Source organism: Bacteroides pyogenes DSM 20611 = JCM 6294 (genome assembly GCF_000428105.1).
Classification (GTDB): domain Bacteria; phylum Bacteroidota; class Bacteroidia; order Bacteroidales; family Bacteroidaceae; genus Bacteroides; species Bacteroides pyogenes.
In genome coordinates this window covers 91,890-115,804 of sequence record NZ_ATZH01000003.1, presented here as the reverse complement: position 1 = coordinate 115,804, position 23,915 = coordinate 91,890, and the positions used below count along the sequence as shown (strand labels likewise).

Below are 23,915 nucleotides of genomic sequence, written 5' to 3'. Positions count from 1 at the left end.
AAAAACAAGCTATGGCCCTTATTAAATCAGTAAGAGGTTTTACACCTCAAATCGGAGAAAATTGTTTTTTAGCGGAGAATGCTACTATCATAGGAGATGTTAGCATAGGAAATGACTGCAGCATCTGGTACAGCACCGTATTGCGCGGTGACGTGAACTCGATACACATAGGAAACGGAGTGAATATACAAGATGGTAGTGTACTGCACACGCTATATCAAAAATCGACCATCGAAATAGGCGATCATGTATCCGTAGGACACAATGTGACAATCCATGGTGCAACCATAAAAGATTATGCTCTGATTGGCATGGGTTCGACCGTCCTCGACCACGTTGTAATAGGAGAAGGGGCAATTGTGGCCGCCGGTTCCTTGGTCCTGAGCAATACCCTAATAGAGCCCGGCAGTATTTGGGGAGGCGTACCGGCTAAATTCATTAAGAAAGTAGATCCCGAGCAAGCAAAAGAACTGAACCAAAAGATTGCTCACAATTATCTGATGTATTCGCAGTGGTATAAATAAACTCAAAGTAGCCTTTGATACAAGGCTTATAAAAAAGCATTAAAGTTTTTCTTAAGCAACTCTATATAATTTAATAAAGCCAGTTTAGTTTCAAATATACGAGCTAAACCAGCTTTTTTTTGCATAAATAATAAATATCTTCTCTACAAACAAGGAGGGGATTTCTCTCAAAAATCCCCTCCCTTTTACCTCAGGCTTTAAAGAAACATAACTTAATTAATCCTTATAGGATTTTCTAAAGTTACAACATCGAGTTTTCTTAAACCATCGTTTACCAAGCCATCCATATCATCTCCTGAAGCATTTTTTACATACCACTTACCGTCTTTTTGATATTGGTCTACTCCGTTCAATTTGTAATAAACGAGCAAACCTTCGGTTTTAGGATCGACACTTAACATATTCTGCTGGATTTGGTTTTCAGTACGAGCTGCATTCCAAACCCTTACTTCACTCATTTGCCCATAAAACGGTCGTTCTCCCCACATAAACCTAGCCACCTTACCAATAAAGAATCCTCCAGATCCTTCACCGGATAAATTGAAGCCGGGAGCATCCCAAGTAGATTCTGCTGACTTTACACCGTTAATGAAAATAGCCGTCTTTCCAGAAGGTTGGTCATAAGTAAAAGCTACGTGATACCACCTATCCTTTTGGAACTTTTTGGTAGACTGATATTGCTTACTACCTGCAATCTGTATTTCATCTCTAGGTAGTCCTCCCCCCATATCACCTATACGAAAGATTAGTGTACCTTCCTTACCCATAATAGTATTATTACTTCCAAAGAAGTTTACATAAATCAAAGCTTCATAAGTAACTGACTTAAATGGGGTCGTAGGCAAAAATGGCACCCGGATAAACTCATTCTCCAACTTCGTCGCTCTCAATATACGTACAGGTTTACGTAAAACAAAATAAGCAATATCTGTACCGTCAATCACAGGCAATGAGGCAGATTGAATGCGTATAGGAAGCAAATAAGACTTCCCTTCTTGCACAGCGTTCAAGTTAGAGATTTGCAACAATCGATTTTCTGCATAGAGCGCTCCTACAGGTATATTAGTTCTTTCGTTGTCGATTTTCACATTAGAAAGGTCAAACAACTCATAGTTAGTACCATTCCTTTTGTTATACTCGGTTACGATATCAGACTCTGTAGCCAACGAGTAGGTTACGGTTGTTACTTCAGACGTCATTTTCGAAAGTCGAGCACGCAAATCATATGTAATTTCATTTTGGTCTTCTACTTCTATCTGATACTCTTTATTCTCAAAATAAACTTTCGGTTCCAACAATTTCTTTTCACCTGAGTCACAACTACTCAAGAAAATTGCTATGAAAGCAAAAACGGATATGAAAAATAAGTTCTTATTCATATATATATCATTTGTTTTCGATTATTTTTTTCATTATCTATTTTCCAGCCTTTTCAGTTTGTTTAGCCTTCCACTCTTGAAACTTTTGTTGGTTAATCTGGATAGCCTCACGCATATATTTATAGTCAGGCTGATTATTATAGTCGTTGTCAAAACGATAGGCTCCTACTCCCCCTTTATAACCCTCTTCAGGCATTGCAGAGGCTTGTTCTTTAAGATAACCGCCATGACGCCACCCCGACTCAAAATTCTCAGTAACAATAACTTTATGAGGATTATTACCATTAGGTCCATTCAAGTAAGGATAGGCATGTCCGTAAGCTTGGCGAATCCAATAATCTACATACTCCTCCAAATCTCCAAGGCGGGAGATTTCTCCATCAATGCAAAGAAGTCTGTGACCTTTACCTTTGGGGTCACTCTTCGGACCTATATATTTACCCATCTCTTTAACAAGAAAGATGATGTTATCATGATCGATCGTGCCGTCTGCATCGTTGAAACCTGCACCCGGCTCCCAGTCGATATCAAATCCATCCATTTCATTTACGACCAACGAATCGCAAAGCGCTTTGGCGAATTTGGACAATGCAGTTTTCAACTCTTCCTGATTATTTAAGTCATGCGACTTAAAGCCCCAGAAATCCCAACGAGCAAATTTTTTCGCTTGTGCCAACTGATAATCGCTCCAGTTTTCTTCTTTGGCTTTTTCAGCCAACCCTTCATACACAGACTCGGGGGTTCTTCCTTTTCCGAGATGTGAAAGCAAACTTACTTCCAGGAGCTTGATACCCTTTACTTTTTGCACAAACTCTTTGTCGCGCTTCTGAGCTTCGGTGATTTGAAAACGTCCCGGTACACCGCTCCACATAGAGATAATATCCATACTGTCGGGGACGGCCGAAAGATAACCTTTGCGCATGATACCCGACGGCGACCAGTTGGAGAACCACCCGAAAGCCACCGGCCGTCCGTAGTTGCGAGCTTGATCTTTGTAAGCACGAAGTTCTTTATAATATTCTTCACTCTCCGTATTAAACATCGTAGCAAAACCACCGATGTGTTCAATTTGTTTGGGTTCCGGATCAGTCCAATCACTGCAAGCAGCCATTGCCATACCAATCACTCCCCAAGCTAATCCATTGCGTATATATTTTTTCATATATGTCTTTCTATTAAATGATTACGTATATCTTATCTTTTCTTATCCCACCAAAGTTTAGTTGCCGGTGAGTCGGGGCCATCCAACAGCTTCACGGCTTCGTCATACACTGCCTGTTCTTCTTCACTGCGCGCCGTTTGAATGGAATAATGCATCCTGCGGATTCCCTGCTCGCTGTTCACCTCTCCGTTACTGGTGTTCTTCAGAGGAGTGTGCAACTTAGGATAGCCTGTACGCCTCCACTCGCTCCATGCCTCCTGTCCATTGGGGTAAAGAGCAATCCACTTTTGAATTATAATTTTTTCCAATTTTTGCTCTTGCGTTCCTACAAATTGTACAGTAGCTGTACTTACAGCTTGAATAGTTGTATTCACCCGATTAAGTTTAGTCATATCCACATCCACTGGTTTCAAACCACTTCCGATGTACAGAGCAGCCTTTGAAGCAGGTACACCGTTTTCCTCAAAAGACATTTGAATGCCCTGTGTGTAGAAATTTTCAGCTGTTCCTCCCATGTTCCAGCCCAAAAGAGCTCCTTCAGCACGCAAGAAAAGCACCTCAGAGGTTAGCAACCAATGCACCGGCGTCGTACGTTCTATATTAGGCAGCGAGCAGAAGTAAACAGACTCTTCTCGTTTTTCGTCTTGCCTGATGCCAAAGCCTACCGGAATGGGGAAGTATGATCCACCTGCCCAGGGTAGAGAGACTGCATAGGGATGCTTTGTTGTGCGGAAGTACTTAGGCAGACGCGGATCTTCATAACCGGCCATGTAGCTGAAGGCAGGCGTACCCATACGTGTTTCGGCATATTGTCCGGCAGTGCGTTCAATAGGATTCTCAAACTGAAGTCCATGTGCCATAGAGATAGAAGCACCATCTTCCTTGACCGTCATCACTCCGATGCGATGATTCACAGCCATCTCAGCATATCTTTTTGCTTCAGCAGGTGCTACGTAACGCATACGCATAGCCAAACGCAACATCAATGAGTTGGCAAACTTCACCCAATTTGTAGTATTTCCTCCATAGACCAGATCGTAATTGGGAAAGAGTTTACCACCTTGCTCTTCAAAACTCGTCAGAGTTTCAATGGCTTTTTCCAAATCGCTTAACATAGACATATATACCACCTCTTGCGAATCATAAGGAGTATTCAAAAGCCCCTCACCGGCTTTTGTATAAGGAATCGGACCGAAGATGTCGGTAGCTTTATGCCATACGGCAACTTTCAAAACCTGTGCCAAAGCAAAGTTCTCAGGATTCAGTTTCGCTGCCGGATTATTTTTGATAGACAACCACGGGGAAAATGCTTGCGTATAAGATTGCTTATAACTCTCTTTCACCCAATTATTCACTAAAGAGTACGTGGTATGATTCCTACTGCCTTCCCAGTCTGCGTTTTGGCCGAAATAACCGGCCCAATCATCCTGACCAATGTGATAGGCGGTCTGATAGACATTGATTATATCAGTTTTATTGGCTGCCGTACCTACCGGCACCACTGATCTTTGCAACGTTTGTATAAAACCACCGGAAGCTACACCGTCTCCTTCGGCCTGCTCCGGAGTTACCCCTTGTTTGTTGGTATTGATTTCCTCAAAGTCTCCGCAACTTGCCAAAAGTGCAGTCGACAGAAACAGTGAAGAGACATATTTATAAATGTTATTTTTCATATTTTCCATGTTGAATAAGAAAGAAATAAAATATTAGAAGCTAAGCTTGATACTTGCTCCGAAACTTCTTAAGCTGGGCTGCATGAAGTAATCGTTGCCGACGCCGTATGTACCTGTGGTCGGAGTCAACTCCGGATCATGAGGAGCTTTGTTGTAGATCATCCACAAGTTATTACCGATCAGAGTCAGCGAAAGGCCGCGAATATATCCTTTGAACCATTTTGCAGGGAACCGGTATCCAAGCGAAAGCTGCTGTAAACGAATATTCGTAGCACTGTAAGTATAGTACCCCATCAGTTCCGACTCACCTGAAGCTCCTACCATTTCATAATATTTCTGCGCGTCATACAAGCCTTGGTTAGGCAGTAAAGCACCTCCGTTATCGCGAGCAATAGCCGATGCTTCAGACACTCCGAAGCTATCCATAATGGCTTGAGTAGACGAAGTGACGATGCCACCGAAGCGTCCGTTGAAGGTAAAGCCGAAATTAAGTCCTCTCCAGCTTACAGAGCCGTTCCATCCCATGTTAAAGTCGGGGGTTGTACGCCCCAAAAAGACGGGTTTACCGACTTCCATATTCACTTCACCGGTTTCCGGCACATACACATAACCATTGCCATCTTTCTTAAAGAACTTGCTGGCATAGACATCGTTGATGCTTCCGCCTACTTTCAGAATTGTGGAACCTTTGGACACTTCAGGAATATCAAAGGTATAGTTCAAATCAGGATGTTTGTAGTCTTTCACCATTTCCTTAATTTCATTCCTGTTACGACTGAATACCAAGTTGGTAGAAAAGTCTACTTCACCGACCTTGTGTCCATAACCCAAAGATGCCTCAATACCTGTATTCTGAACATTACCGGCTTGCAGATAAGCACCTGTATATCCGGAACTTTCGGGCATTGTACCAAGAAATGTCTGATTGTAGGTATTCGATTTATACAAAGTAAGATCGAACGAAAGTCCTTTCAGACCTTTGAAGCTCAAACCAAACTCATATGACTTAGTACGTTCGGCTTTGAAATCAGTATAAGGATAGAGAGTGTTGGGAATAATTACCCCACCTACAATCTTGTCTGTGTAAGTTCCCGGTGTCATTCCGATGCGAGAGACAGGCGCTCCTACTTGAGTATAAGAGGCGCGAAGTTTCAACAGATCGACCATCTGCCCCATGTTTATCATCTCAGACAGCAAACCGGAAATACCGATAGAGGGATAGAAGAAAGAAGGTTCTTTTGAATTTACCAACCGGGAGTTCCAGTCGTTACGTCCGGTAGCGGTCAGATAAACCATATTCTTCCAGCCCAACTCTATGCTGGCAAAAAGAGCCACGTTTCTTACTGCACGATCGCCTCCGCCTTCTGATGGAGCTCCCACGCTCGGATTGATGTTCCCGATAGTAAAGAGATTGGGAACAAGTTGCAACGGGCCACCGTATCCTCCCATATCAGAGCTGTAATCGGAGAAACTCGTGCCTAAATTGGCTACTACGCTATAATCTCCGAACCTCTTGTCCACATTCGCCATCAAATCGGCATAAAACTGGTCGTCTGTGGTTCGGCTGTATTCAAAGTTCCCTTTGGGCTTCGCCCATTTTTCATTGGTGCTGGCATAAAGATCTCTATGGAAATAAGTGTTTGCTTTATCCAAGCGTAAACGTCCCGCCACGTTCAACCAGTCAAAAATATGATAGCGTGCATTGGCGGTGAATATGTAACGGTCTTTATCGTTCTCCGCAATATTTCTATAAGCCGTCCAGTAAGGGTTCTGAACCCCAAAAGTACCTTCGCTCACCGGCCAGTACTGTGTATAGATTTTACGGGCAGGATCCCATCTTTCGAAAGTTTTGATCGGCTCCCACTTTTCTCCCCGCGGGAAGAGGTATGCCGCTACGATGGGATTCCAATATTGTCCCTGCGACACCATATTGCGGTCTTTCTGTTTGATGTATTGTGCGCCCACGCCCAGTTCCAACTTTTCATTCAACATTTTCATATTGTTGTTGAAAGAGAAATTATAGCGCTCATAGTCGTTATTGGGCACAACACCTCCGGCGTTGGTCGATGCTACGGAGATAAATGTCTGACTTTTCTCTGTACCGAAAACCATCGTAGCCGAATTCATAAAATTGCTTCCTGTGCGGAAGAAATCTTTGGCCGGATCATATGAAGACGGAGTATCGAGCTTATCCCCCCAGCTTTTGTACGAACCTCGCTTGTTTCCATACGTATTTTGAAAACGAGGCATAACAAACGGATTGCTAAATTCAAATGAAGAAGTAAGATCTACCTTCACCTTTCCCGACTCGCCTTTTTTCGTTGTAATCAAGATGGCTCCATTTGCAGCACTACTACCATACAGAGCGGCAGCGGACGGGCCGGAGAGGACAGAGATAGAAGCAATATCTTCGGGGTTGAAGTCGGCAATACCTTCGCTGCTCACGCGGCCGGTTCCCATTACTCCGCTGTCATCGCCTGCCGACGTATTAAATAAAGGGATACCGTCTACTACATAGAGCACATTATTGTTCCCCTCCAACGACTTGGCACCACGCATCACTACACGTGTGGCCCCACCGACGCCTGAACCACTTTTATTAATAGTCACACCGGCTATTTTACCGTTCAGCGAGTTCACGAAGTTGGCATCTTTGGCCGTAGTCAAGGCCTCGTTTTTAATTTCTTGTACATTGTAGCTCAAAGCCTTTTGTGCGCGTTTAATACCCAATGCCGTTACAACCACTTCGTTCAAGACATGATTATCCTCCTGCAGTATGATCTGGAGCAGTTTGCTACCGGCGACCTTGACCTCTTGAGTCACATAGCCCACATACGAGATTTCGATAATGGCGCCTTCTTGCACTTCAAGCAAAAAATTACCATCGAAATCGGTAATCGCACCCACAGCGGCCCCCTTTACTTTCACATTTACTCCGATCAGGGGCTCACCCTTGCTATCACGAACCGTCCCCTTCAAAGGGAAAGAAGCTGTCGCCTGCTGATCGTTTTTTTTAGTCGACAGAATAATCTGTTTGTCCACTACGGTATAAACCACATTCGTCCCTCGGAAGATGTGGTCCAAAATTTCTGTAATCTTGCCGCTCTTATTATTCACCGAAACAATCCTATCGGTATTGATAGTCTTATCGTTGTAAAGGAATACGTAATCGGAAGATTCTTCAATTTTGTTTAAAACTTGCTCTATGGTAACATTAGAGACGGAAATAGGCACTCCCGTACGTTGGGCATAGCCATTGTTAGCTGAAAGCTGGAATACTGCCATGAAAAGCAGCACAATACTAATCCTCATTTTTAAAGGTAGTTTTAGATTCAAAGCACATTCAGGATTAAGCACTGAAAATGAATGAGTTTTTTTCATCATGTGCGGTTAACTATAGTTTATAAATAAATTAAATTGATAGGGTAACAGCAGTTCACTTCGGTTGCCCGCCTGCTGTAAGATCTCAAAATGAAAGCACTTCGCTATCGCAGAAGTCTTTCCTCTTTTCTTGTTAATTTTTTCGGTATTAAATCATAAGCAATGTTTTTCACTGTTTTAACGGTTAATATAAATCAATAATTATTCTTTTCTGGGTAAATGTCCCATCCGCCTGTTGCTCGGATTCTTCGACACTCCATTTCAGGTTAGCCGACTTAGCCAAGTAATCCAATATTTGCGGTAAGGTCTCGCTACGAAACGTCGCGCGATATTTATATTCTTTATTCGAGTGGTTGCGGAAGGAAATATCCACATTGAAGTGGCGTTCCAAACGCTTGAATATATCTTCCAGACTAGAGTTTCTGAAAATCATTTTCCCGTCTTTCCATGCCACTTTTTCATATACATCGACAGGCTCCTTAAAAGCTTTGCCCGTGAGTTTATCATAAGACAAATATTCGCCGGGAGCAAGAGAACATTGATGCCCGCTATGCGGAAAAATCACATTCACCTTCCCCTCTTCGAGCACGGTTTCCACGCAGTCATCATCTTCGTAAGCCGAAACGTTAAAACGAGTACCGTACACATATACATTCAGACCAGTGGGGGTGTTTACATAAAAAGGAGATTCTTTATCGGCAGAGACTTCAAAATATGCTTCTCCCTGCAGACTCACCTGACGGCGAAAAGATTGGAAGCGGGTGGGAAAGCGAAGTTTACTACCTGAGTTCAACCATACCGTAGAGCGGTCGGGCAATTCGTATCGCACGATAGAGCCGGCTGCGGCTGTGACTTCGGCAAATGCTTCTTGTTCGATGCGATCGGAACGATGGAAATACAGATACCCCAGCGTTAGGCTTGCAAAAAGCAAAGGCAAGGTGAGCATTGCCGCATAGCGCATCAATTGCATACGCAATTCTTTTCTACGGCGTTCCTGCTTTTGGAATTTCAGTTTTTGGTAAGCCGACGCTACATTCACCGACTCCATTTCGAGAATATCTTCGCTAATCACTTCTGCACGTCTCAGCAACTCGTTCGCATCCGTATTCAGATTATTAGTATCCAAAGTCTCTGTTTTTTTAGTTTCTATTTATAATACAAGCGAATTGCCCAAAAGGGACAGGATACGACTGTTTTTTTTTGAATTGCAACACAACATAACGGAAGAGAGAGCACACATTAACCCCCAAATAAGTGAAAAACAAAACGTTATATTAAAAAACTTATTCGTCTTTCGTCTGTGTTTTATTCGTCTGCCGAATGAGAGACGAATAAAACACAGACGAAAGACGAATAGAGCACGTTCGGCAGACGAAGTATCCGTATAAGCAAATGGCTTAACTTTCGCAGCCGTTCTCTTTATCTTTCAGTGCATATTCGCTCTGTGTAGTTTTCGATCACTAAAAGATCAAAAATCCGGGCTTATAGGCATAACAGGACCTATAACAAAGCTTCGAGCGTTTCGAATCAGTCTCTCCAACCCAACAATGTGACATATATTATCGAAATCCATAGCAAGAATCTGGAAATTATCACGTACATTTGCACCCGAAAAACATGTCTAACCCTTTTCAGCATACATGATTCTTTCATCCAATAAAAAAGAAAAAGAGCAGTGCTTCAAACAGTTGTTCGAAGAATATTATGCTCCTTTCTGCCTCTATGCCAAGCGGTTTATCGACGACAGAGAGTCAAGGGAAGACATTGTGTCGGATGTATTTGCTGTGGTGTGGCAAAAAATAGACTCCGACGAACTGCGCCCCGAAACCGCCGTAGGGTATATCAAAATGTCCGTACGAAATCAATGCCTCAACCACCTCAAGCATCAGGAATACGAATGGAATTACGCAGAATGGCAGCAGCAAAAGACACCGGTATACGCCACCTCGCCCGACAAGGTTTATACGCTGGACGAATTATACCGTCTGCTTTTCAGTACGTTGGAAAAACTCCCCGAGAACTACCGGACAGTATTCCTGAAAAGTTTTATTGAAAACAAAACGCATGCGGAGATAGCTGGAGAGATGAACCTCAGCGTAAAATCCATCAACCGGTACAAACAGAAAGTAATGGCAGTGCTCAAGGAAGAACTAAAAGACTACCTATCGATCATACTGTTATTGTTTGTAATGAAATATCATCAGTAGGAATTCCCTTGCATGGATGGGATGCAGAATATAAATAAGTCTCATACGCAACCAATCACGCCTGCCTAAAAAAAATCGCATAAGTCAAAATCGCACGTATATCGTTTCGTCAGAAATTGATCATGTGCATTACCTTTCGTGTAGCACCGGCATTACCCGTCACATAGTTTCCGGCTTTTGCACCGGTATCATGCAGAAATGCCTCGTCAGTACGGAAACGGTCGAGCAGAGATTTCAGTTCTTCATAATCTTTGATGGAATAAGCGCCTTCGGCTTCCAGCAACTGCTGCGCTTCCATGAATTTCTGATACTTTGGCCCGAAAATGACCGGGATACCATATACAGCCGCCTCGAGCGTGTTATGAATACCTACACCGAATCCTCCACCTATATAAGAGACTTCTCCATAGCGATAGATGGAAGAAAGCAAACCGAAACAGTCGATTATCAGACAATCGGCTTTCAGCACATTCCGTTCATCAGCGCGCGTATATCGCACATACGGACGTTTCAGCTTGCTTATGATCTCTACCAAATGATTTTCATCGATCACATGCGGAGCAATAATCAGCTTCATTTCCGGGTGCGTATTAAAATATTCCAAAAACAGGTCTTCATCCGGACTCCATGAGCTTCCCGCCACAAAGGTGAAAGAATTGTCTCCTTTAAACTTTTCCACCAGCGGCAGTTCCTTAGCCTCCTCGCGAATTTGCAGCACACGGTCGAAACGGGTATCACCCACCACCGTCACGCGGTTGATGCCGATTTTCGACAAATAGCGTTTAGAAGCCTCGTTCTGAACGAAAAGATGGTCGAAATTCCTTAGCACCCTGCGGTAGCTTCCGCCATACCATTTGAAAAAGATCTGGTCGCGGCGGAAAATGGACGAAACACTGTACACGGGAATCCGGCGTTTGTGAAGTTCGTCGAGATAATTTTTCCAGAATTCATATTTAATGAAAAAAGCCATGCACGGATTGGCGATGTCAAGAAACTTTTTCACATTGCGAGGCTTGTCGAACGGTAAGTAGCAAACGATATCCGCACCTCTGTAATGCTTGCGCACCTCGTAGCCCGAAGGCGAAAAGAACGTAAGCAGAATTCTATAGGCAGGGTATTGTGCACGAATCTCTTCAATCAGGGGCCGACCTTGTTCAAACTCTCCGAGCGAAGCGGCATGAAACCAAATATACCGTTCGTCTTTCTCCACCTGCTGGCGGAGAAGCTCGTACACTACCCAATGCCCCTTCATCATCTTCCGAGGCTTGCGGCTGAATGGCGCCGCGAGGTGAACCAGAAAATCGTATAAAACAATAGCTAAGTTATAGAGCATAGCGTGTCGTGAGATTACTTCAATACTTCAACAGCGCGTTTCATACGTGCCAGTGTTTCTTCTTTTCCCAATACCCAAGAGATGTCGAACATGTGCGGGCCTTTCCCCTCACCCACCAATGTCAGCCGGAAAGCATTCATAATGTTTCCGGTATGATAGCCCTTCGTGGCAATCCAATCCATCACAACCTTCTCCTGCCCTTCGATGCTGAAGTCATCGATACCGGCAAGCACCTCAGCCAATTCGGTCATATGCTGTGCAGAATCTTCCTTCCAGCGTTTCTTCACCGTTTTCTCATCGTATCGCTCGGGAGCTGCGAAGAAGAAGCTACACGTTTCCCAAAGCTCTTTCACAAAACTTACCCGGCCTTTCATCATACCCACTACGGCAACCACCTTTTCGAAAGGTGCTTCCACACCATGTTCTTTCAATATGGGGAGGAAAAGTTCGGCAATCTCTTCATCCGGTTTTTGCTGGATGTACTGATGGTTGAACCATATGCCTTTCTTATAATCGAACTTCGCACCCGATTTACTGCAACGACGCAGGTCGAAAAGTTGCACCAGCTCGGCCATCGACATAAGTTCCTGATCGTTACCCGGATTCCACCCCAGCAAGGCAAGGAAGTTAATGACAGCCTCGGGAAGATAGCCCGATTCCCGATACCCTGAAGACACTTCTCCCGTCTTAGGATCGTGCCATTCCAAGGGAAATACCGGAAATCCCAAACGGTCTCCGTCCCGCTTGCTGAGCTTGCCGTTGCCCTCGGGTTTCAGCAACAAAGGCAGATGGGCAAACGCCGGCATCGTGTCCGCCCAGCCGAAAGCGCGATACAGCAATACGTGCAGCGGAGCCGAAGGCAACCATTCTTCGCCACGGATCACATGGGTGACTTCCATCAGATGATCGTCTACAATATTGGCCAAATGGTAAGTCGGCAACTCGTCAGCCGATTTATAGAGCACTTTATCGTCCAGAATGGAAGAGTTGATTACCACTTCGCCGCGAATCAGGTCGTCTATGCGAATATCTTCATTCGGTTCGATCTTGAAGCGAACCACATACTGTTTTCCCCCGGCAATCCATGCCTCCACTTCCTCTTTCGGCATAGTCAGCGAGTTGCGCATCATTCCGCGTGTGGAAGCATCGTATTGGAAATTAGCTATCTCGCCACGTTTCGCATCCAACTCTTCGGGCGTATCGAAAGCGACATACGCTTTTCCGGTATCCAGCAACTGCCGGACATATTTTTTATAAATATCGCGGCGTTCGGACTGACGATACGGACCATGTTCTCCTCCGAAGCTCACTCCTTCATCGAAATGAATGCCCAACCATTTAAAAGATTCAAGTATATATTCTTCCGCACCGGGAACGAAACGGTTGGAATCTGTGTCTTCGATACGGAATATCAAGTCTCCGCCATGCTGGCGCGCAAACAGGTAATTATATAAAGCTGTACGCACACCACCGATGTGCAATGCTCCTGTAGGACTCGGTGCAAAACGCACTCTTACTTTTCTTTCTGCCATAATATCGGGTCTTATATATAGGTAAATCGGGGCAAAATTAAATCTTTTTTTTCATACTATGGTTTTTTTTCGTACTTTTCGCCAAAAAATCAAAGGTTATGGAATATCTGAAAGGAAAAAGAGGCTTCTTACGGAAAAATTTAATATATAAAGCTTTATTGTTTATAGTCACAGTAGCTCTTATTGTATATTTCTTGCCTCGCGACGGAAAATTCAACTATCAGTTCGATATGAACAAACCGTGGAAATACGCCCAGTTGATAGCCACTTTCGATTTCCCGATTTATAAAAGCGAATCGGTAGTGAAGCACGAGAAAGACAGCTTGATGGAGTTTTTCCAGCCCTACTATACGCTCAACAAAAGTGTGGAAAAAGAAGCTTTGGAAAAGCTGAAGCGGCAAGGCCACGCAAATCTGAAAGGTATTCCTGCGGCCGCAGAGCATTTGAGATATATTGAAAAAACACTGAAAAGGATTTACGCAATCGGAATCGTTTCTACGGAAGACAAACAGAAACTCGAAAAAGACAGTGTGGTTTCCATTATGATTATCGACGATAAACTGGCCAACCCGGAAGCTACCGAAAACCTCTTCACCGTGAAAAAAGCCTATGAGTATCTGCTATCCGCCGCCGATTCCCTGCCTCTCAACTTAGACATTCTCCGTCAGTGCGCCATGAACGAATACATCGCTCCAAACTTGTCTTTCGACCGCCAGCGTACTCAAGCTGCGCAGGAAGACATTTTCAAAAACTATTCGTGGGCAAGCGGGCTTGTAGTTGCCGGACAAAAAATAGTCGACCGGGGAGAAATCATCAGTCCCGAAACCTACAACATTCTGGAATCGCTACGCAAAGAATCAATCAAACGAAGCGAATCAACCGGACAAAGCCGGCTGGTAGTTGTGGGTCAAATTCTTTTTGTAAGTATGCTGATATTTTACTTCATGCTTTACCTCGACCTGTTCCGAAAAGACTATTACGTACACAAGGGAAGGCTTTCTTTGTTGTTCATGCTGATTGTTTTTTACAGTGTAATCACAGCGCTCATGATTACGCACAATATATTCAATATCAACATTATTCCTTATGCAATGCTGCCGATTATCATACGCGTATTTCTCGATTCGCGAACCGCTTTCCTGACGCACGTTGTCACCATACTTATTTGCTCCATATCGCTCAGATTCCCACATGAGTTCATACTGACGCAATTGGGCGCAGGACTAGTGGCCATTTTCAGCCTTCGCGAACTTTCACAACGATCTCAATTAGTCCGCACTGCTTTACTGGTGATAGCGACTTACATTAGTATTTACCTCGCGCTCGAACTTATGGCGGGAAACGGTTTTTCAAGCGATCTATCGAAACTAAATGTGCGAATGTATAGTTACTTCATAATCAATGGTATCTTGTTACTCTTCGCTTATCCGTTGCTATTCCTGCTGGAAAAAACATTCGGATTCACCTCCAATGTTACCCTCGTAGAACTTTCAAATATAAACAGCCCCCTTTTGCGCCGAATGTCGGAAACTGTGCCCGGCACCTTCCAACATTCCATGCAGGTGGCCAATCTGGCCTCCGAAGCGGCTAACCGTATCGGAGCTAACAGTCAGTTGGTACGTACAGGCGCTCTATATCATGATATAGGAAAAATGGAAAACCCGGCTTTCTTTACCGAAAACCAATCGGGAGGCATCAACCCGCACAAGAATCTGAGCTATGAACAAAGTGCGCAGGTTGTCATCAAGCACATTACCGGCGGTATGAAATTGGCGGACAAGCACAACTTGCCTAAGGTTATTAAAGACTTTATCTCCACTCACCATGGACGTGGAAAAACCAAGTATTTTTATATTTCATGGAAAAACGAACATCCGGGAGAAGAACCCGATAAAGAAAAATTTACCTATCCGGGGCCTAATCCGTTTACCAAAGAGACAGCCATCCTGATGATGGCTGACAGTGTGGAAGCGGCTTCCCGCAGTTTGCCGGAATATACGGAAGAAAGTATCAACAATCTTGTCGACAAGATTATCGACTCTCAAGTAGCAGAGGGATACTTCAAAGATTGTCCCATCACATTTAAAGACATCGCTACTGTGAAAACCGTATTCAAGGAGAAGCTGAAAATCGCTTATCATACTCGAATCAGCTATCCTGAGTTAAAGAAGTGAGCAAGCCTTCACAAGCATCTTCCAGAATATCCAATACATATTCAAAACCCTCCGCCCCTCCGTAATAGGGGTCGGGTACGTGATCGGCAGCTATGCGAGTGCAATAGTCTGTCATCCTATTGATTTTCTTCCACTCTTCGGGCGATGGAGCCTTCTCTTTCAGATCGTCTATATTCCGGTCATCCATCCCGATAATTAAATCGAAGCTGTAAAAATCTTCCGTCTGCACCGGGCGCGAACGGTGCACCAGTTGATACCCCCGACGGGCGGCATGCGCACGCATCCGGCTGTCGGGCAATTCTCCCTGATGGTAGGAAAGAATCCCGGCGGAGTCAATCATAAAATCTTTTTCCACTCCCCTTTCCTTCAATAAATGGAGCATCACTTCTTCCGCCGCAGAGCTGCGGCATATATTGCCTAAGCAAACAAACAGTATTTTTTTCATATTCTTATAAAATTAACAGCTACCCCCGAATAAAAATGGGAAATAACCTCCATCCATTATATTACCAACGTCTATATTTCGGCTTGTTGTCTTGCAATACTTCACATTATCCCACCGCTCCAAAAGCGTGAGGTATATCAAGCTCTGAAGCTGCCAAACAAGTAGTCGACAGTCAGGAAGATCGTGCCGGAAGTATGGATAATAGAAAGCAGGCTGTTTTCCTTCAGATGACATAACGCAACGGTCTGTTTTATACCGGATCTACATCGTAGTAAACGATGAGCGACTTAAAACGTTCTTCTTCCTGCATCTCACCCTGTATCCGTGACAGCAATTCACGCACACGTTCCATGGGAGCATTATGCTCTATTTTCAGAATGATCTTTTTTATATATAAAGTCTGTATGCGGGCTACAGGAGGCTTATCAGGGCCCAGCACCCGATTACCGAACACAGCTCTGAGCTTATCTGCCATCACTCCCGCCATTTCATCGAGTAAAGACTCCTTCCGGTTTTTCAGATAAACATATACCAGCCGATAATAGGGCGGATAGCGAAACATTTGCCGTTCGGCAAGCTGTCCGTCCACCATCTCTTTGTAACTGTTCGCTATCACCTGGCGAATGATGGGATGGTCGATACTTCTGGTTTGCAACACTACTCTGCCCTGTTTGTTCTTGCGGCCTGCACGTCCCGCCACCTGAGCCATCAGTTGGAAAGCCCGTTCGTAAGCACGGAAATCGGGATAGTTCAACATGGTATCGGCATTCAGAATGCCGACTACGCTGACGTGATCAAAGTCGAGTCCTTTCGATACCATCTGCGTACCGATGAGTATATCCGTCTTTCCTTGTTCGAAGTCGGCAATAATCTTCTCATAAGCCGTTCGTGTACGGGTTGTATCCAAGTCCATGCGCGCTACCGCTGCCTCGGGAAAAAGAATCTTGATATCGTCTTCTATCTTTTCGGTTCCGAAACCACGGTTTACCAGTTCCGTTCCCTCACAAGCTGGGCAAGCCTTTGGCAATCCGTAAGTGTACCCGCAATAATGACAAGTGAGCTGATTAATACCTTTATGATAAGTCAGGCTCACGTCGCAATTCTTACACTTCGGCACCCATCCGCATGTGCGACATTCCACCATAGGTGCAAACCCTCTCCGGTTCTGAAAAAGAATTACCTGCTCTTTCTGTTCCAACGCCTCTTTCATGTATTGCACGAGCAAAGGAGAGAACGGGCCGGCCATCCGCTTCTTCCGATGCAACTCTTTGATGTCTACCGGGATAATCTCGGGCAGACGGATTTCTTTATAGCGTTCTTTCAATTGCACGAATCCATACTTTCCGGTTACGGCATTTTGCCATGTCTCGATAGAGGGAGTGGCCGTTCCCAAAAGAGTTTTCGCCCCATACATGGTAGCCAATACGATAGCTGCGTTGCGCGCATGGTAGCGGGGAGCAGGATCTTGTTGCTTATACGTATTCTCGTGCTCTTCGTCTACAATAACCAATCCCAGATTCCGGAAAGGGAGAAAGACAGACGAGCGCACTCCCAGAATAATGTCATACCCTTTTTCTCCCAACTGCTTCTGCCATATCTCCACCCGTTCGGCATCAGGGAACTTGGAATGATAGATGCCCAGCCTCGAGCCGAAAACCCGCTGAAGACGATCGGTTATCTGTGCGGTGAGCGCTATTTCGGGAAGCAGATAAAGCACCTGCTTCCCTTGCCGAATGGTTTGTTCGATGAGATGAATGTAGACTTCGGTTTTCCCGCTGGAGGTTACCCCGTGAAGCAGACAGACATTTTTCCGGCGGAAAGATTCTATGATTTCACCGTATGCGCGTTGCTGAAACTCATTCAGAGGATTAAGGGAATTTAAGACGCTTTGCACGGGGACTTGGCTGTTCAAGCGTCCCACTTCATGGAAGTAAATTTCAAAGATACACTTCTCTACCAAACCATTCAGAATGGCGGCAGATACTCCCGCGCGTTCGAGCAATTCTTTTTTGGAAATCTCTTTCGGAACTCCGCCTCCCAAGATACCCGTACACTCTACATACTTCATCAACAGCGCAAGTTGCTTGGGAGCATGAGACAAACGGTCGAAAAGAATATGCAACTGCTGTTCGTCGGGCGTCACCGTTAGGCGCACTCTTGCCTCTGTCTTTGGCTTATAGTTACGCCTCAGCTCCTCTTTAACAAAAACCGCCTCCTTATCAAGTAACGACTTGATGACAGGAAGGATGTTTTTCACACCACTCTCCTTCTCCAACTTGGTGACACATTGCTGAGAATCTGCCGCCAACAGGTCGAGTATCCGCTGTTCTTTTTCGGGCAACGAAACATCCGTCTCAAAATCGGGGTTGTACTCCACTATTGTCTCGCTTTCCAGTTTCAATCCCGAAGGCAAAGCAGCCTTATATACATCCCCCTGCGTGCACAGATAGTAGTCTGCCACCCATTTCCAAAACCTAAACTGCACCGGCAGCAGGATAGGCGAAGGATCGAGCAAGGTAGAAATTTCCTTCACTTCATATCCTTCGGGAGAATAGCAATGCACATTACACACGATAGCGGTATAAAACTTTTTACGACCGAAAGGCACCACCACCCGACAACCCGGTTTTACCTCATCCGCACAGTGGGTGGGCAGCGCATAAGTAAAACTCTTTGCCAAAGGCAAGGGTAATATAACATCTACAAACTTTTTCATTGCAGGCACAAAGATACAAAAAAGAAGACCTCCATCTAAAAAACTATCTATCCTTCTAAACGCGTTTCTCAGGCAAACGCAAAAATCTTTTCAGGCAGACACGAATTCGCGCAAATCAATGCAAACTCATTAAAGTAATCATTGCATTAATCTGCGCGAAAACATTTTTTCTAAAAATCTCATTAAGACTTGCCACTATCTTTCTTTCAAGATGACTAGGAACACACTGTTCCTTTCTAAGTTCTTTCTACCCACGTCTCGTCGGGATAAATCCTCTCACATGCTTACAGACTTTTCGGGCTGTTTATTTCTACGTTATATCCGCCTTTCAACACGGCTTTCGGATAGTTCGAAACCACCAAATCTATATTAGAACATATAGGCTACGGAAATCTGCCAGGTCTTTGTCTTATACGATCCCGACTCTTCTTCTCCGCTGAAGAATTTAGCAGTGTCACTGAAAGGCATGTTATAATTCACACCCACTTGCAGATGATTCAGCAATTTCACGCCACCTCCCAGGTTGAAACCAACTTCCGCTTTTTTCTTATCCGTGCGCAGCTTCTTATTATCGGCATCCCAAACATCCTTGTTCTTCTCGAAATCGAAATAGAAATCGGGACCTGCTGCCAGATAAATGGCAGCGAGTTGACCTACTCCGAACGTATATCTCAGGTTAACGGGAATATCCAATCCGTTCTGCTTGATTTTTTCATTACCCACATCGACTCCTTTCTGAGAGAACAGCAGAGCCCCGTCTACTCCCAAGCCGACAACAGGCAGAGTGAATTCAACCATGGGTCCGATAAAGAAGCCGGTAAAATTATCCTTTTTAAAATTTGCAGGCACATCAGAAAGACTTGCTTTCGACAAGTTCAAACCGCCCTTTACACCAAAATGTACTTGAGCTACAACCGGAGTTGCCACAAGCATGCATACGGCAACTAAAAAAACACTAAAAATCTTTTTCATAAATATATTTGTTAAAGTTTCGAGACAAAGATATTTATTTAATGGTAAAATACAAACTATCAGCCATTTATTTCTACTATCAAATATGAAAATAAAAAATCCCGGTAACCTTTTTGGGGTCATCGGGTTATTATAAAATACTTGTTCGAAATCTCTCTCAGGTTAGTACTCTTCCTCGTTAAAGAAAAAATCTTCCTTGCTTGGATAGTCAGGCCAAATATCTTCGATACTTTCATAAATTTCGCCTTCATCTTCCATCTCTTGCAAATTCTCGATAACTTCCAGAGGGGCACCCGAACGCATGGCATAGTCAATCAACTCGTCCTTGGTTGCCGGCCAGGGAGCATCTTCCAGTTTTGATGCTAATTCCAATGTCCAATACATAAAATCCAGTATTAAAAAAGTGAATACTAATTATTTTGCTTTTCTATTTTTCGGCAAAAGTATAATAAAATCTATCATTTCCAACTATTATCCCAGAATATTTCAATATTTTGTTCGTCTACATTCATTTTTCGCGATAAAACAAACAAATAATCAGACAATCTGTTGATATAAGCCAAAAGTTCAGGAGCAATCGCATAACTTTCGGGCAACGCCAAAATACGCCGTTCGGCCCTCCGACAAACAGTGCGGCACACGTGGCAAACAGATGATCCACGGCTCCCTCCGGGAATGACGAAAGCGGAAAGAGCAGGCAACGCCTCATCCAGTCGATCTATCTCTCGTTCAATCCTTTCAACATCTTCCGGCATAATAATACTACGCTGTTTCAGTTTTGTTTTTGTTTGATCAGTAGCCAAATGCGAACCGATGGAAAACAACTTGTGCTGCACGTCCAAAACAAAGTTTCGGTCGTTTTCATCACGCAGGTATGTATGCAGCCATCCCAAATGTGAGTTAAGCTCATCTACCGTCCCATAAGCTTCCAGACGAATATGAGTTTTCGGCACACGGCTTCCTCCAACCAAACTGGTCGTTCCCCGGTCTCCGGTTTTCGTATATACAAGACTTTTTTTCATGGTGTGTTTTGCTTAAATATTCTATTCATATAAGATTAACGTATAAAGGCTCTCAGAAGTTGACTACATAATGCTGTTTAAACTTTTTCCGGTCGAAAAAAATCAGCCCGACATCATACAGGTCGAACGTGATTCCTGCCCGTTCGTCTTCTTTCAACCGTCTCCACACATCCCTCATCGGTTTCGAATAACAGATTCCATGAACCACGAACAAGGACCCGGAAGACACGCGACCGGCACAAATATCAAATATTTTTTCCACTTCCTCCGGTTGTCGATATCGATTCAGATAAAGGAAATCGACCTTCGTATCGGCTTCGAGCACAAGCTCCGACAAATTCGAGGCAAAAACATAACCGGCAGACTTTTTGGCAGCCTGCATGTACAAAGAAGCAACAGAGGAAGGACCCACTTCCACAATCGTAGCCGGTTGTATCCTGTTGACCAAACGGAACAGCAAGCGATTCACTTTTACATATCCTTTAATTCTTGCTTCCTTTCTTCGTCGCTCTTTTTCCTCACTTTTCAGATTGGCATAAGCATAATAAGGGCGCCGCTCATAAACGACATCGGTTATCAGCCCGAAAGCAAAAGGAGAATGCACACCGTATCCGCAACGGTGGCGAAAACGGGACAGCCAGATAAAAGGACGTTTCAGACAAAGTAGAAAACCCATAATACAAGTATTTCTTTTTCTTTATATATTCAGACACTTGTTCTGTTTTAAGAATAATCCGACGGCAAAGATATGCTTTTTTATCGAAGAATGAGGTTGCCTCATCCTTTTAGCGTGAGACAACCTCATTTTACAGGAGAACGTTTGCACGTCGCTTCTCCTACTTATCACAAACAACTATTGCAACCTGAACAATACGGGCAGTGTATACTTCACCCGCACTCGTTTCCCGTTCTGCATTCCGGGCTTCCATTTGGGCATTGAACTGATTACACGAATGGCCTCTTTGTCCAAATGAACTTCTACGCCGCGCACAACGACCGGATCCGTTATCGTTCCGTCCTTGTCGACAATAAACTGAACGATAACTCTTCCATACGCACCTATTTCCTGCGAAACAGCGGGATACTTAATGTGCGTACTCAGATACTTCATCAACGCCGACGTTCCACCCGGAAATTCAGGCATTACTTCCGCATGCACCACTATCACATCTTCTTCCACCTCTTTCGTCTCTACCACAGGAGGTATCCATAGCACTTCGTAGGGCTTACCCTCATCCTCGGAAGAAATCGTCATTGCGGTTTCCACCTCTTCGTCATTGGCAACTATATTGAACACGTCCGTCACTTTGGTATCCGGAGGGGGAGGCGGTTCTAACTTCTCTTCGGGATGGGTAATCGGAATAAGTACCTCTTCAAAAATGGGATCGTGGGCCGATGAATATGCAGCCAACTTTACATCTTGTCGTGTCCATTCGAACGAAACGAACATGAAAGCAAGCGCAACAACCACTCCCATTAACAACCAAGAACTCCGTTGATTCTCGATTGCAGCCTTTCTTGATTTTTTGGCTTCCATAAGAAATGTGTTTAAGTAATTAATAATAGAAAATATATAGTATATATACTACTTCTCATTCACTCATCACAAATCATTACCTAACTCATACTCTCGTTGGAATAAATATAGTATTTTCAATAATATGCTGCATACATCGACGGCATTTCTTTTAATATTTTGCGTTGTTTTGAACAAAATTTACGTAAATCTTCTAAACCGCTTTCTATTATCTCATTATCCGGGCGATGAATGTAACATTTGTTACCGTTTATGGCGGGAAGCCAGCCTGAAAGAAGCCATTATCAAGAGGTTCAGCATTTCCCGGCATTTTTACACCTGCTCCGCCGAAAACATGAATATCGACGAATTGATAGAATTTCTGAAACGAAAAGGCAAATTCATGCCGTTGAACGATGGTTTCACCGTCGACCTGAATAAAGTTTGCAGCGACTATTAATAGCTCTCTTTTCTTCGTGCGGTGTTTGCTCAAGTATAATACTGCCGCAACAAAGTTTGAAATATTGATCATACCCTTTATCCTAAAACTTATGTCAGTAGCAGTTTCTATTTAAAGAACTATTCGTCTTTCGTCTCTGTTTTATTCGTCTGCCGTTCGAGAGACGAATAAAACAGAGACGAAAGACGAATGGAACACGAACGGCAGACGAATAAATTTCTACTATAAAAACAATTACTTATTGCGATAAAAGGAGCTAAGTATTGCGATGAAAAGTTTGAAGACAATGAAGAAAATAAATATCAGAACCGAGGATTACAAATATATGCCATAATACAAATACATCTTTCAATGATTGTATTGCAAACGGCACTTTATCGTACTGCGAGAAGCAGAGTAAATACTTCAATTATATTAAAAAAGAATGTGGTGAGGGGTCTTTAGCTATTCAAAAAAAGCGAAAGGCTTTCGCTTTCATTCTCCTTATCCAATCTTATTTGTTTACTCTGCATTCTATGATATTTGCTTTATCTGTCAGGAGGAATGCTCTGCGACAGTCAAGATTTGCATGGTGTTCGCAGATTTTCGGAGCATTTTCTAATTGAGAATGTCCAAATATTTGGTAAACATCGGGAAGGTGTTCCTTAGAATGAATATGCTCTGTGTCGTCCGCCCATACCAAAGAGCCATATTCCGCATCACCTCCTCGTACGGAGGTAACATCCATAAGGGCATCACTAATATATTTAACAAATAGTTTCTCATCTTTCAAGTTATTGTTGATTGAGTCGCATAACGAAAGGATGTCTGTTTCGAGCAACGATGGGTAATGTTTCCTTACCCAACCAACTAACACTCCGGCGTGTGAAAACAAGATTTGCCTATCTGATATTTCGACATTTGCAACCAACTTAAACAAAGATAAGCTCTCCATAAAAATATCATGTATCTCTTTTTCATTCAGGGTATCTTTTCTGCTGAACGCATAGTCATTATCAATATAGTGTATATCATGGTTTCCCAATAAAAGAGTAACGGAAGAGGAGCGTTTTCGTTTGTATTCAAGTATCTCCCTAAAATTTGCAAAAGCTTCTTCGTTCGAGATATTCTCAATTTCATTATTATAAGGATCAAGATAATCTCCAAGGAATATGACAGGAATATCAGGATAGCTTTCAACAGCCTTTTTCCAAAAAGACCGTCCATGGACATCTGGAATAATCAAAAGAAATGGCTTTCCCTGTTGATCATTACTCTTGATGATTTTGTAACGGGCAAAGGCCAGAATGGTGAATATAACTGCTAATATGGTCAGCACTAATCTTTTCATTGTATTACATCATAAAAATCTAAAACCATACGGATTCGAATCTATATTTCAAATTACTGGTGGCAGGTATACTTGAGTTAAGCAATCGT

Annotated in this window: 19 protein-coding genes; 4 read left to right on the top strand and 15 right to left on the bottom strand. The window is 43.6% G+C overall.

Features of this window, described 5'->3' with window-relative positions; all coding sequences use genetic code 11:
- The first annotated feature begins 11 nt into the window (after positions 1 to 11).
- Positions 12 to 524 (top strand): gamma carbonic anhydrase family protein, encoded by a 513-nt coding sequence (locus C234_RS0100445; protein ID WP_027324139.1) that lies wholly within the window; start codon positions 12 to 14, stop codon positions 522 to 524.
- Between the two features lie 212 nt (positions 525 to 736).
- On the opposite strand, the gene C234_RS0100435 is transcribed toward C234_RS0100445, so the two are convergent.
- From C234_RS0100435 to C234_RS0100415, 5 genes are all read right to left on the bottom strand, one after another.
- Positions 737 to 1,903, bottom strand: a complete 1,167-nt coding sequence (locus tag C234_RS0100435; RefSeq protein WP_027324138.1) for a DUF1735 and LamG domain-containing protein — start codon at positions 1,901 to 1,903, stop codon at positions 737 to 739.
- Between the two features lie 37 nt (positions 1,904 to 1,940).
- Complete coding sequence (locus C234_RS0100430) at positions 1,941 to 3,065, bottom strand: glycoside hydrolase family 18 (RefSeq protein ID WP_034536633.1); 1,125 nt, start codon at positions 3,063 to 3,065, stop codon at positions 1,941 to 1,943.
- A 32-nt stretch (positions 3,066 to 3,097) separates the two neighbouring features.
- Complete coding sequence (locus C234_RS0100425; protein WP_027324136.1) at positions 3,098 to 4,738, bottom strand: RagB/SusD family nutrient uptake outer membrane protein; 1,641 nt, start codon at positions 4,736 to 4,738, stop codon at positions 3,098 to 3,100.
- Positions 4,739 to 4,771: 33 nt separating this feature from the next.
- Positions 4,772 to 8,050, bottom strand: a complete 3,279-nt coding sequence (locus C234_RS0100420) for a SusC/RagA family TonB-linked outer membrane protein (RefSeq protein WP_027324135.1) — start codon at positions 8,048 to 8,050, stop codon at positions 4,772 to 4,774.
- 253 nt (positions 8,051 to 8,303) lie between these two features.
- Entirely contained in the window at positions 8,304 to 9,245 is a 942-nt protein-coding gene (locus C234_RS0100415) for a FecR family protein (RefSeq protein WP_051290100.1), read from the bottom strand.
- Positions 9,246 to 9,759: 514 nt separating this feature from the next.
- On the opposite strand from C234_RS0100415, the gene C234_RS0100410 reads away from it, so the two are divergent.
- Positions 9,760 to 10,326 (top strand): RNA polymerase sigma-70 factor, encoded by a 567-nt coding sequence (locus C234_RS0100410; protein ID WP_027324133.1) that lies wholly within the window; start codon positions 9,760 to 9,762, stop codon positions 10,324 to 10,326.
- Positions 10,327 to 10,435: 109 nt separating this feature from the next.
- On the opposite strand, the gene C234_RS0100405 is transcribed toward C234_RS0100410, so the two are convergent.
- Together C234_RS0100405 and gltX are read right to left on the bottom strand one after the other, a co-directional pair.
- Entirely contained in the window at positions 10,436 to 11,659 is a 1,224-nt protein-coding gene (locus C234_RS0100405) for a 3-deoxy-D-manno-octulosonic acid transferase (RefSeq protein WP_027324132.1), read from the bottom strand.
- Positions 11,660 to 11,673: 14 nt separating this feature from the next.
- On the bottom strand, positions 11,674 to 13,191 hold the full coding sequence (gene gltX / locus C234_RS0100400; protein ID WP_027324131.1) for a glutamate--tRNA ligase: 1,518 nt from the start codon (positions 13,189 to 13,191) through the stop codon (positions 11,674 to 11,676).
- Between the two features lie 98 nt (positions 13,192 to 13,289).
- Here gltX and C234_RS0100395 point away from each other — a divergent pair, with 98 nt between their 5' ends.
- Entirely contained in the window at positions 13,290 to 15,365 is a 2,076-nt protein-coding gene (locus C234_RS0100395; RefSeq protein WP_027324130.1) for an HD family phosphohydrolase, read from the top strand.
- Here the strand turns inward: C234_RS0100395 and C234_RS0100390 are convergent.
- The 7 genes from C234_RS0100390 to C234_RS0100360 all read right to left on the bottom strand — a co-directional run bounded on the left by C234_RS0100390 (position 15,340) and on the right by C234_RS0100360 (position 22,057).
- On the bottom strand, positions 15,340 to 15,810 hold the full coding sequence (locus C234_RS0100390; RefSeq protein WP_027324129.1) for a low molecular weight protein-tyrosine-phosphatase: 471 nt from the start codon (positions 15,808 to 15,810) through the stop codon (positions 15,340 to 15,342). The two genes, C234_RS0100395 and C234_RS0100390, sit on opposite strands and share 26 nt — an antisense overlap.
- Before the next feature lie 250 nt (positions 15,811 to 16,060).
- Positions 16,061 to 18,526 carry a replication restart helicase PriA gene (gene priA / locus C234_RS0100385; protein WP_027324128.1) on the bottom strand — a complete coding sequence of 822 codons (2,466 nt, stop codon included), beginning with the start codon at positions 18,524 to 18,526 and terminating at the stop codon, positions 16,061 to 16,063.
- 369 nt (positions 18,527 to 18,895) lie between these two features.
- A complete protein-coding gene (locus C234_RS0100380) occupies positions 18,896 to 19,498 on the bottom strand; it encodes a porin family protein (RefSeq protein WP_027324127.1) in 603 nt (200 codons plus the stop codon).
- A gap of 162 nt (positions 19,499 to 19,660) precedes the next feature.
- Positions 19,661 to 19,882: a DUF2795 domain-containing protein gene (locus tag C234_RS0100375; RefSeq protein ID WP_002558131.1), complete on the bottom strand. Its 222-nt coding sequence runs from the start codon at positions 19,880 to 19,882 to the stop codon at positions 19,661 to 19,663.
- 74 nt (positions 19,883 to 19,956) lie between these two features.
- Positions 19,957 to 20,520, bottom strand: coding sequence for a cob(I)yrinic acid a,c-diamide adenosyltransferase (locus C234_RS0100370; protein WP_021644125.1), 564 nt, complete (start codon positions 20,518 to 20,520; stop codon positions 19,957 to 19,959).
- Between the two features lie 52 nt (positions 20,521 to 20,572).
- Positions 20,573 to 21,196 (bottom strand): hypothetical protein, encoded by a 624-nt coding sequence (locus C234_RS0100365; RefSeq protein ID WP_027324126.1) that lies wholly within the window; start codon positions 21,194 to 21,196, stop codon positions 20,573 to 20,575.
- Between the two features lie 177 nt (positions 21,197 to 21,373).
- Positions 21,374 to 22,057 carry an energy transducer TonB gene (locus C234_RS0100360; RefSeq protein ID WP_027324125.1) on the bottom strand — a complete coding sequence of 228 codons (684 nt, stop codon included), beginning with the start codon at positions 22,055 to 22,057 and terminating at the stop codon, positions 21,374 to 21,376.
- A 238-nt stretch (positions 22,058 to 22,295) separates the two neighbouring features.
- Between C234_RS0100360 and C234_RS17920 the strand changes: the two genes are divergently transcribed.
- Positions 22,296 to 22,496, top strand: a complete 201-nt coding sequence (locus tag C234_RS17920; protein ID WP_051290104.1) for a YecH family metal-binding protein — start codon at positions 22,296 to 22,298, stop codon at positions 22,494 to 22,496.
- Positions 22,497 to 22,989: 493 nt separating this feature from the next.
- Here C234_RS17920 and C234_RS0100350 read toward each other — a convergent pair whose 3' ends face one another.
- Positions 22,990 to 23,826 carry a metallophosphoesterase gene (locus C234_RS0100350; protein WP_027324123.1) on the bottom strand — a complete coding sequence of 279 codons (837 nt, stop codon included), beginning with the start codon at positions 23,824 to 23,826 and terminating at the stop codon, positions 22,990 to 22,992.
- Between the last annotated feature and the right edge of the window lie 89 nt (positions 23,827 to 23,915).